9 protein-coding genes are annotated in these 8,701 nt (G+C 43.0%); 2 read left to right on the top strand and 7 right to left on the bottom strand.

All coding sequences use genetic code 11. The annotated features are described in order from the left end of the window. Together A1019T_RS10665 and A1019T_RS10660 are read left to right on the top strand one after the other, a co-directional pair. A partial coding sequence (locus A1019T_RS10665; RefSeq protein ID WP_143514048.1) for a zinc ribbon domain-containing protein occupies positions 1–167 on the top strand: 167 nt, incomplete at its 5' end. A gap of 205 nt (positions 168–372) precedes the next feature. Next, a complete protein-coding gene (locus tag A1019T_RS10660; RefSeq protein ID WP_077451620.1) occupies positions 373–1,524 on the top strand; it encodes a DEAD/DEAH box helicase in 1,152 nt (383 codons plus the stop codon). 158 nt (positions 1,525–1,682) lie between these two features. On the opposite strand, the gene A1019T_RS10655 is transcribed toward A1019T_RS10660, so the two are convergent. From A1019T_RS10655 to ilvA, 7 genes are all read right to left on the bottom strand, one after another. Then, complete coding sequence (locus tag A1019T_RS10655) at positions 1,683–2,525, bottom strand: sulfite exporter TauE/SafE family protein (RefSeq protein WP_077451619.1); 843 nt, start codon at positions 2,523–2,525, stop codon at positions 1,683–1,685. A gap of 61 nt (positions 2,526–2,586) precedes the next feature. Next, the gene (ccoS, locus tag A1019T_RS10650; RefSeq protein ID WP_077451618.1) at positions 2,587–2,868 is read right to left on the bottom strand and encodes a cbb3-type cytochrome oxidase assembly protein CcoS; all 282 of its coding nucleotides are present in this window, start codon (positions 2,866–2,868) and stop codon (positions 2,587–2,589) included. Positions 2,869–3,036: 168 nt separating this feature from the next. Then, positions 3,037–3,990: a YdcF family protein gene (locus A1019T_RS10645; protein WP_095532611.1), complete on the bottom strand. Its 954-nt coding sequence runs from the start codon at positions 3,988–3,990 to the stop codon at positions 3,037–3,039. A 21-nt stretch (positions 3,991–4,011) separates the two neighbouring features. After that, complete coding sequence (gene murB, locus A1019T_RS10640; protein WP_077451617.1) at positions 4,012–5,163, bottom strand: UDP-N-acetylmuramate dehydrogenase; 1,152 nt, start codon at positions 5,161–5,163, stop codon at positions 4,012–4,014. 116 nt (positions 5,164–5,279) lie between these two features. Beyond that, positions 5,280–5,780 (bottom strand): low molecular weight protein-tyrosine-phosphatase, encoded by a 501-nt coding sequence (locus A1019T_RS10635; protein WP_077451616.1) that lies wholly within the window; start codon positions 5,778–5,780, stop codon positions 5,280–5,282. Between the two features lie 292 nt (positions 5,781–6,072). Further along, on the bottom strand, positions 6,073–6,501 hold the full coding sequence (locus tag A1019T_RS10630) for an RNA-binding S4 domain-containing protein (RefSeq protein WP_077451615.1): 429 nt from the start codon (positions 6,499–6,501) through the stop codon (positions 6,073–6,075). Positions 6,502–6,592: 91 nt separating this feature from the next. Beyond that, complete coding sequence (gene ilvA, locus A1019T_RS10625) at positions 6,593–8,146, bottom strand: threonine ammonia-lyase, biosynthetic (RefSeq protein WP_077451614.1); 1,554 nt, start codon at positions 8,144–8,146, stop codon at positions 6,593–6,595. Positions 8,147–8,701 lie beyond the last annotated feature (555 nt).

Raw genomic sequence — 8,701 nt, 5'->3', positions numbered from 1 at the left:
GCTGCCATAAAATAAGTGACAGTAGTCCAAAAGGTAGAGCAGGTTTGCGAATAAGAGGATGGACTTGTGCTGAGTGTGGCACATGGCATGATAGAGATACCAATGCTGCTAAGAATATCCTTGCGGTCGGGCTTGACCGTCTAGCTGTAGGAATCCCCTCGGTTTAGCGAGGGGAGGAGGTCAATGAACAGGGATAATTATCCTTATCTAACTTAGGCATTGGTGATGGCAATGACCTATAATAGCTTAAAAATAGACAATAGCTAAAATAGAGTTATTTAAAAAGGGTCTAGTGTTTTGCTGACACCGGCTAAGCAATCATCAAAGTAGCGTACTAATAACCATAAATGACGTAAACACTAAGGAAGTTTAATGGATGATTTTATTAAATTTAACGATTTAGATTTAAGTGACAGTGTCCTAAAATCGGTGGAAGAGTTGGGTTTCACTCAGTTGACGCCGATTCAAGCCCAGATTCTACCGCACACGTTAGCGGGACAAGATGCCATTGGTCAAGCACAAACTGGCACCGGAAAAACTGCCACTTTTCTTATTACTATCATAGAAGCCTTATTAAAGCGTCCGTTCCAGGCCGATGAAAAGCGATACTTGGGGGAGCCAAGAGCGTTAATTTTGGCACCGACTCGTGAGCTTGCCAATCAAATCTTCGAGGATGCCATTGCTTTGACCAAACACACTCAGCTGCATAGTGTTTGTGTGATGGGCGGAATAGATTATGAGCAACAGACAGCAGCTTTGGACCAGGAATTTACCGATATCTTGATTGCAACGCCTGGCCGTCTGATTGACCTGATTCATAGAGGTCATGTCTTTTTGGACCGCATCGAAGCTTTTGTATTAGATGAGGCGGACCGTATGTTAGATATGGGCTTTATTCCTGATATTAAGCGATTGATGCGTTACATGCCGCCCAATACCGATAGACAAAGTTTATTATTCTCAGCAACTTTTAACCAAGATGTTATGAATTTGGCTTATAAATGGCTATTGAATCCGTTTTTTGTTGAGATTGAGCCTGAGCATAAGACCAGTGATTTGGTCGAGCAACACTTCTACCTATTAACAGAGGCTGATAAGTATCAGGCTTTGACCCGTATTTTGGCCTCTGAACAGGCAGATAAAGTCATTGTTTTTGCCAATCGAAAAGATCAGGTTAAGCGCTTGTATAATCGATTGGGAGCGGAGCATAACGTGGTCATGCTTTCCGGTGATGTCGATCAAAGTAAGCGTGAGCGTTATTTGGACAAATTCAAAAACGGCAATGCTAAGGTGTTGGTGGCCACAGATGTGGCGGGACGCGGCATTCACGTGGATGATGTTAGCCATGTGGTGAACTATACCTTGCCCGATCAGCCTGATGATTATGTGCACCGTATAGGGCGTACAGGTCGGGCTGGCCAAAAAGGAGTTAGCATTAGCTTCGTAAGTGAAGATGATGCCTTTAATTTACCGGCTATTGAAGCTCATTTAGATACCAAGCTGAAACTTGAGCAGCTAGATTAATTGGCTACTGCTGTCATTTAAAGCGCAAATACTTTAACTGAAAACACTAAATACAAATAGGGCTACTGAGATTCAGTAGCCCTATTTGCTATGTACTATTGGTTTATTGGTTTATTGGTTATAGGATGTTTATACAAGCTATGAGAGGAGAGGCTATTTTATTGAGAATGATGCTGCATAGGCATCTCTTCTGCTGAATGCATGTCATGGCCTGTCATATCTTCATTACCCATAGAATGCTGATCGTGAGCGCCGTGTTCAGCAGGAGCAGACATTGAGCTGTCGTGCATTTGATGGCCACCATGTGCTCCGTGATCGCCATGACCCCCGATATGTTTCATTGCCATAGGTAGAGCAATCACTGCCAATCCCGATAGAATCATAATGATTCCGTTTAATTGACGTAATTTATAGCGGCCAATTTGCTTGTGTAACCAGCCTACGGTCTCTTGGGTAGCCACTAACATAGGAACCGTCCCTAAGCCGAAGACGAACATTAATAAAGCACCCGTGGTAACATTATTACCGACAACGGCCATAAGTAGGGCACCATATACCAAACCACAAGGTAGGAAGCCCCATAATAAGCCAGCGGCTAGAGCTCTTGGAAAAGTGTTTAAAGGAAAAACTTTTTGACGTAAGGGAGACAGTTTTTTCCAAACGCCCATGCCCACTTTTTCAAGTTTATTTAAAAAGGGCATGCCCAGCATAGATAAGCCGATGAATACCAATACCAAGCCCAGTAAAATACGAGGCGTTGCGTTACCCATAAGGATTGGGGCCAAAACGGTGGTGCCAATGATGCCCGCAATAACCCCTAAAATTGAATAACTAATCAGTCGGCCAAAATGATAAGTGGCAATAAGTCCTCGTTTTTTTAGAGCGCTTACCTCTTGCATTGATAAACCAAAAGCGGTAACCAAGCCACCACACATCCCTAAGCAGTGTGGAGAACCAAAAAAACCCATAGCAAATGCTGCTAATAATAAAGGAATTGTCATAAAAAAATTATCCGTAAGGTTTGGTTTTTAGAGCAAATTGAAGGTTCACAGTTGGCAACTATTATTTGCCATCCGCTGATTCATCTTTACTATCAGCTTGTGAGATATTGCTAGTATTCGATTGATTATTGACCTTTGGAGGCGGTGTATCGGCTTTAGGCGTAGTAGGGTTAGGGTTACCGCCCAGAGCTTGTCTACGTTCCTGGCGGTCATCTAAAATAACGCGCTGCGATTCATTATCCAAATCCTCAAATTGATTGGATCTAACGGCATAGCGAACCGCCCAAATACCAATCACAAATAGCATAAGGCTTAACGGAATAAGTAAATACATACTGACCATATTAGGCATCCATTTTTTAAGCGTACGATTAATTGAATAAAAATATCAACAGATCATAAAAAGCACAGTCGTCAACTTTAAAAAAATATAATATACCTTTATATATATTATAATGCTTTTTAGTAAAAAAAAACTAAAAAACAAAGTGTCTAATCCAAAAAGGACTGACTAGAATGTCTTTACATCTTCCGGCTTTCGACTGCGCAATAAGGTCTCAAAGCTGACTTCACTGGCTTGACGGCAATTATCTTGTGGCACAAACACATCACGAGCATACGCGGCCAACTCATATAAAGTACGACGAGAATGCTGAGCATTATTTCTAGGCTCAAGCCAGCCTTTCTGCATAGGGAGAGGCGCGGGAATTGGTAAGGCATGAATGCCATTTAAGGCAAACTGTCGACGAGCACGCGTCATGTGATAGGCATCTGTAATTAAATATACATCTTGTAAATGCAGACGTTTGGCAGTGAATCGGGCATTTTCGCAAGTGTTCATACTGGCATTTTCAGTGATGACATTCTCAATATTGTAATTATATAACCAATCTTTCATCCAAGGAGCATCCACTCCGGTCAATATTATCGGCAATGGGTTGTTGCGCTGATATTGGATGACCGTCTGCATCCGGCTTAACGTATAGTCATTAAGCACAATGTCTGGCTTTTGCAAAGAGGAGCCTCGAGCTTGCTGTGGGGGCTCATCAGTTTGTGGTTTGGGTTGATAGCTCGCTGAAATGCTAGATTTTATTTGCCGAGCATTCTCAGTTTTATTATTTTTATCTGGGTTTTGCTGATCCTGGTAAGTATCTGCTTCAGTAAGGCCGCCGCCTAATACAACATAGGCCGTAGGCTGATGATTAAAGGGAATATTTAAAGATAAAGGTGTGTCAGGCTGCTTATTATCGACGGCATCCTTCATCGCAGTAGGGGAAGTTAACACCAGTTTTGGGTGCTGTGCGACCTTAGGTATCGGTAAATGATTGAGCACCCACAAGCCCACAGAAGAGAACATTGGGGTATAAAACCCAACCAGAGTCATTAACCCTAGTAATAAAAATACCAAAGAGGACTTTATTACAATATTGACCATGGGGGCTATCGGAGTGGGCGACTTAGTCATCGAAGGTGACACCAAGATATATTAATAATGGGCTTCATTATTTACCCAGACAGGCTCACGCTCTAAGGCAATACCAAACTGATCTTGAATGGTCTGCTGGATAAGCTGCTGTGTGGCTAAAATATCGTGCTGAGAGGCCGGTGTGTTACTGTCTGCTGCGCTATGATTGACCAATACTAAAGCTTGTTTGTCATGGGTCAAAATGGGGGCGATACCTTTGCCTTTTAGGCCAGCGTTGTCTATCAACCAGCCTGCGGCGACTTTGGTCTGCTCATCCCCCACAGGGTAGCCCACGATGTTAGGGTACTCAGCGGATAAGGCAGCAAATCGATTATTAGCAATAATGGGGTTTTTAAAGAAGCTGCCACAGTTAGGGAGCTTCTTTGGGTCAGGCAGCTTCGACTGACGGATTTCGATAATGGCCTGCATCACATCTTTGGCGGTAATCTCTGAGCGCGAGTCAGCTTCTGCTTTAGTCATTGCCAAGGTAGAGACATCGCCGTAGTTCGCAGTCACTTTAAGGGCATCTTTATGCAGTTTAAAACCTACTCGGGTAATCAGCCACTGGCCTGCTTGTTGCTTAAAAATACTGTCGCGATAATTAAACTGACAGTCGCTTTTGTTAAACTCATGCCAAGTTTGGGTAGGTAAATGAAAGGCCTTAACATGGGTCATGTAATCTTCTAATTGCACCCCATAGGCGCCAATGTTTTGTACCGGAGAAGCCCCCACCAGCCCTGGGATTAACGCTAAATTCTCTAAACCATACCAACCCTGATTGACAGTATAAACCACTAGTTCGTGCCAATTTTCGCCGCCCATAACCTCAATGGTAATGCTATCGGTACCTTCGGCTAAAATCTCGATACCTTTATAAGTAGGATGCAGCACGCTGGCGTGTAGTATTTCAGGCAAAATGACGTTACTACCCCCAGAAAGCACAAATATTGGGGTACCAAGCCTATCAATCTCTGCCACCGCAGGTTCAATATCAGACTCTAAATTCAGGGTAATCAGCCTATCTGTCTGACAAGACAGACGCATGGTATTGTACTCAATTAAGTCTGCAGCCACTGTGGTTAGGTTGTTCAATGCAAAGCCCTCAGTAGTTCTCTGTGCTGAGAGGTTAGCAGTATTGGCTTGGGTGCTGTGGATTTGAGATGAGGGGCTCATAGGCGATTTGGAACTCAATTAAATAAGCTTAATATTATAGCAGTGACCCTATCAAATAAATATGACAGGGTCACTAGGGGATTAGGGGTTAATAACAATCAATTAAAAACCGGCAATTATAGTTGCCAAGTATCTATCCAAGCATCTACAGACGACTCAAGTCTTTTGATGACTTCTTCAAAACCATCCTCACCACCATAGTAAGGGTCAGGCACATCTTGGTTGAGATAGCTGGCATCTACTTCACTCATTAATGCCAAGCGAGCAAGGTCCTCAGCGCCAGCTTTTTGTGCGGCAAGCTCGCGAATTTGTTGCAAGTCTTTTAGGTTTTGAGAGTCCATTGCCAAAATTAAATCAAAATCCAATAAGTCTTGCGGGCTTACTTGACGAGCGATCAGTTTGCTAATGTTATAACCATGTTGCTTGGCGTGGCTTTGAGCACGAGGGTCAGGGTGCTTACCGATATGCCAATCGCCAGTACCTGCCGAATCAATTTTCAGGGTTAACCCTGCAATGGCGGTACGCTGTCTCATGATGCCTTCTGCTGTAGGAGAACGGCAGATATTGCCAAGACAAACTAGTAGAACTGACTTAGGTGTCGTATCTGACATAGGCATAAGATAACCTTTAATAATTATTTTAATGAAGTAGGAGAAAAGAGGGTATTAGTAGCTTTTTGTGCTAAAACAAGTTGCTGATAGACTCACTAAAGGTAAGTCGCTCAAATAAAAACAGCCCTCTTAATGTGAAGGCTATTCTAACAAGGTTAGGGGGTAAACGATAGTAGAAGACGGCTACGCAGAGGTCAGCATTTAGCGGTAAATAGCTACGGTTGAAGCGGACATTAAGATCATAAGTTAAGCTTGTAAGTTAAGCTTATAAGCTAAGTAAAGCCCATTAACAGCCTTCTTAATCGGCTTGGTATTTAAAACGCTGTAAATCACGGCGTTGTTTCTTATTAGGCTTGGTGTCTGGACGAGCCAAGTTGGCCAGTTTTCTTTGTTCTGCAAAGTATTCGCGTCTTTTGATGCTCTCTTCTGTCTCTTCATACAAAGCTTGAGCCACAGTAGCATTGCCGCGTTGAACCGACAAATCTTTAACCACCACCGTTTTTTCGGTCATGGCAGTGGCAGAGCCTTGACGAATAGTAAGCTCATCACCAACGCTAATCTCTTTACTGGTTTTAACTCGGCTCCCAGCAAAATGTACTTTACCGCCTTCAATGGCTTGCTTGGCTAGGCTACGGGTGCGATAGAATCGGGCTGCCCATAACCATTTGTCCAAGCGAACCTTTTGTAGCGAGTTGCTATTGTTATCAGTATCTTTTGATTTTGCCATAATTTCCCTATAAATTTTAACCACTCAGGTAGCTGGTTTTTATGAGTATCTTCTTTATTTATGGGGGTATAAGTCAGCAACTTCAATTAAGCTACTTCAAAAACAGCTGATACCCCACGTTGTCAGTTACCGGGGTACAGTCATAGCCAATTTCTTGTAGCATATCTTGTACCGCAAGTGAGCTGGTGGCTGTGGCCTGGATGCCCACCAATACTCTGCCATCAGCCGCCCCATGATTTCGATAGTGGAATAGGGTGATGTTGTAATCTGTGCCCAATCTTTCTAAGAAATTAAGTAAAGCGCCAGGACGTTCTGGGAAGCTGACTTTAAACAGCTGCTCATCTGTCAGTCCGGCATGACCGCCAATTAAGTAGCGAATATGAGACTTTGAAATATCATCATCGGTTAGATCATGAGCATCATAACCGGCTTCATGTAAGGAATTTGCAATAGTGTGGCGCTCTTTATCACCTTCTTTTAAGGCAATACCCACAAAAATACTGGCAGGTTCTAAAGAGTCCGGTGAGGTGCGACTGCGCGCGCGGTAGTTAAACTCAGTGATATTACGACCTTTTAAGTCACGACAGAACTCTAAGAAAGCACCGGTACGCTCAGGAATAGTAACGGCAAATACCGCTTCTTTTTTCTCACCAATTTCAGTACGCTCTGCAATATAACGCAAACGGTCAAAGTTCATGTTGGCACCAGAGATGATGGCCACACAGTTTTTGCCGCTAATTTTGTTTTTGCTTAAGTATTTCTTCATGCCTGCCAGCGCTAGAGCTCCTGAAGGCTCTACAATGCTGCGTCTTTCTTCGAACACATCTTTGACCGCTGCACAGACTTCATCATTGGTACAGGTCACTACTTCTTGTTCGATAAGTTTGCCTGAGTTATCGCTTTTTTGTAAATTGAAAACCTCATAAGGCAATTCACCAATTTGTGCCACTGCAGTACCATCAACAAATAAGCTGACTTGAGACAGCTTGACGCGATCTTCCGCTTCAATGGCTGCCTTTAAACTGGCTGCCCCTTCAGGTTCAACGGCAATGACTTTGACATGAGGGGCCACCTCGCCTAAGAAGGCGGCGACACCAGCCAGTAGACCGCCGCCGCCTACTGGGACGAACACATAGTCTACATCTCGCCACTGTTGATTAATCTCCAAAGCCACGGTGCCTTGCCCAGCAATAACCAACTCATCGTCATAAGGAGGAATATAAGTTAAACCCTCTTTAATCGAACGCTCAATGGCATACTGGTTTGAGACATCAAAGTTGTCGCCGTATAAGTCCACATTACCGCCCAAAGCTTTGACTGCTTTAACCTTAATGTCTGGGGTAGTGGTGGGCATAACGATAATATTTTTAAGGCCTAACTTGTCAGCAGAGAAAGCCACCCCTTGAGCATGGTTACCAGCGGAGGCACAAATAACACCCCGAGATTTTTGCTCTTCAGATAGCTGACTAATTCGGTTATAGGCGCCTCGTAACTTAAATGAAAAGACAGGCTGTAAATCTTCTCGCTTCAAACGAATGTCGTTGTTAAAACGAGCAGATAACTTTGGTGCAAAATCTAAAGGCGTCTGAATAGCGACGTCATACACGGTAGCCTGGAGAATGTTACGAACCCATTTTGATAGCATAGAAAGTCCTAAAAATTTATTTACCGATGGTCTGGTGAATGGTTTTTGCCCATGAACGGTGACTCATAATTGATAACGGAGTCGATGTCTTTATTTTTGTAACTGTTAAGCCTATGCTGTTTTTTTTATTCGTGCAAGTTTTAGCAGTGAAATTATTGATGATATTAGTTTATTTTATAAATAACTTTTTTTAAGTGATTAAAAAGACAGCTTTTAAAACTAAAGGTGGCGAAAAATAAGGGCGGATTTGGTATTATGGCAGCTGCATAATTAACGACTAATGTTGGTTGTTTAAACCATTTTATCACCGGTCGCCGTAAAACCACCCACTTCAGGGCATAGGTATCTACACAATTTATCATTGAGCATAAATTTGATAAAATAGCGCAGTATGGCATAGATAAAATGGAGCTAGATACGAGGCTCATCAAACGATATCAACAACTCGTACACAATCACACTCACCCAAACGGTTATCTACATGCTGGTATGAAAGCAACTATGGATACTAAAAGCAGTTTTGCTCAGACCCAAGCGTTATGGCGATTTGTGCAT

This window comes from Psychrobacter piechaudii (assembly GCF_900162825.1).
Lineage (GTDB): Bacteria > Pseudomonadota > Gammaproteobacteria > Pseudomonadales > Moraxellaceae > Psychrobacter > Psychrobacter piechaudii.
Note: the sequence above shows the minus strand (reverse complement) of the source record. Positions and strands in the feature narration are given on the sequence as shown.

Coding starts and splice junctions, on each gene's coding strand:
- A1019T_RS10630 (WP_077451615.1), bottom strand. CDS start 6,501: ATGGCAAAATCAAAAGATACTGATAACAATAGCAACTCGCTACAAAAG.
- A1019T_RS10660 (WP_077451620.1), top strand. CDS start 373: ATGGATGATTTTATTAAATTTAACGATTTAGATTTAAGTGACAGTGTC.
- ccoS (WP_077451618.1), bottom strand. CDS start 2,868: ATGGTCAGTATGTATTTACTTATTCCGTTAAGCCTTATGCTATTTGTG.
- ilvA (WP_077451614.1), bottom strand. CDS start 8,146: ATGCTATCAAAATGGGTTCGTAACATTCTCCAGGCTACCGTGTATGAC.
- A1019T_RS10635 (WP_077451616.1), bottom strand. CDS start 5,780: ATGCCTATGTCAGATACGACACCTAAGTCAGTTCTACTAGTTTGTCTT.
- A1019T_RS10645 (WP_095532611.1), bottom strand. CDS start 3,990: ATGACTAAGTCGCCCACTCCGATAGCCCCCATGGTCAATATTGTAATA.
- murB (WP_077451617.1), bottom strand. CDS start 5,163: ATGAGCCCCTCATCTCAAATCCACAGCACCCAAGCCAATACTGCTAAC.
- A1019T_RS10655 (WP_077451619.1), bottom strand. CDS start 2,525: ATGACAATTCCTTTATTATTAGCAGCATTTGCTATGGGTTTTTTTGGT.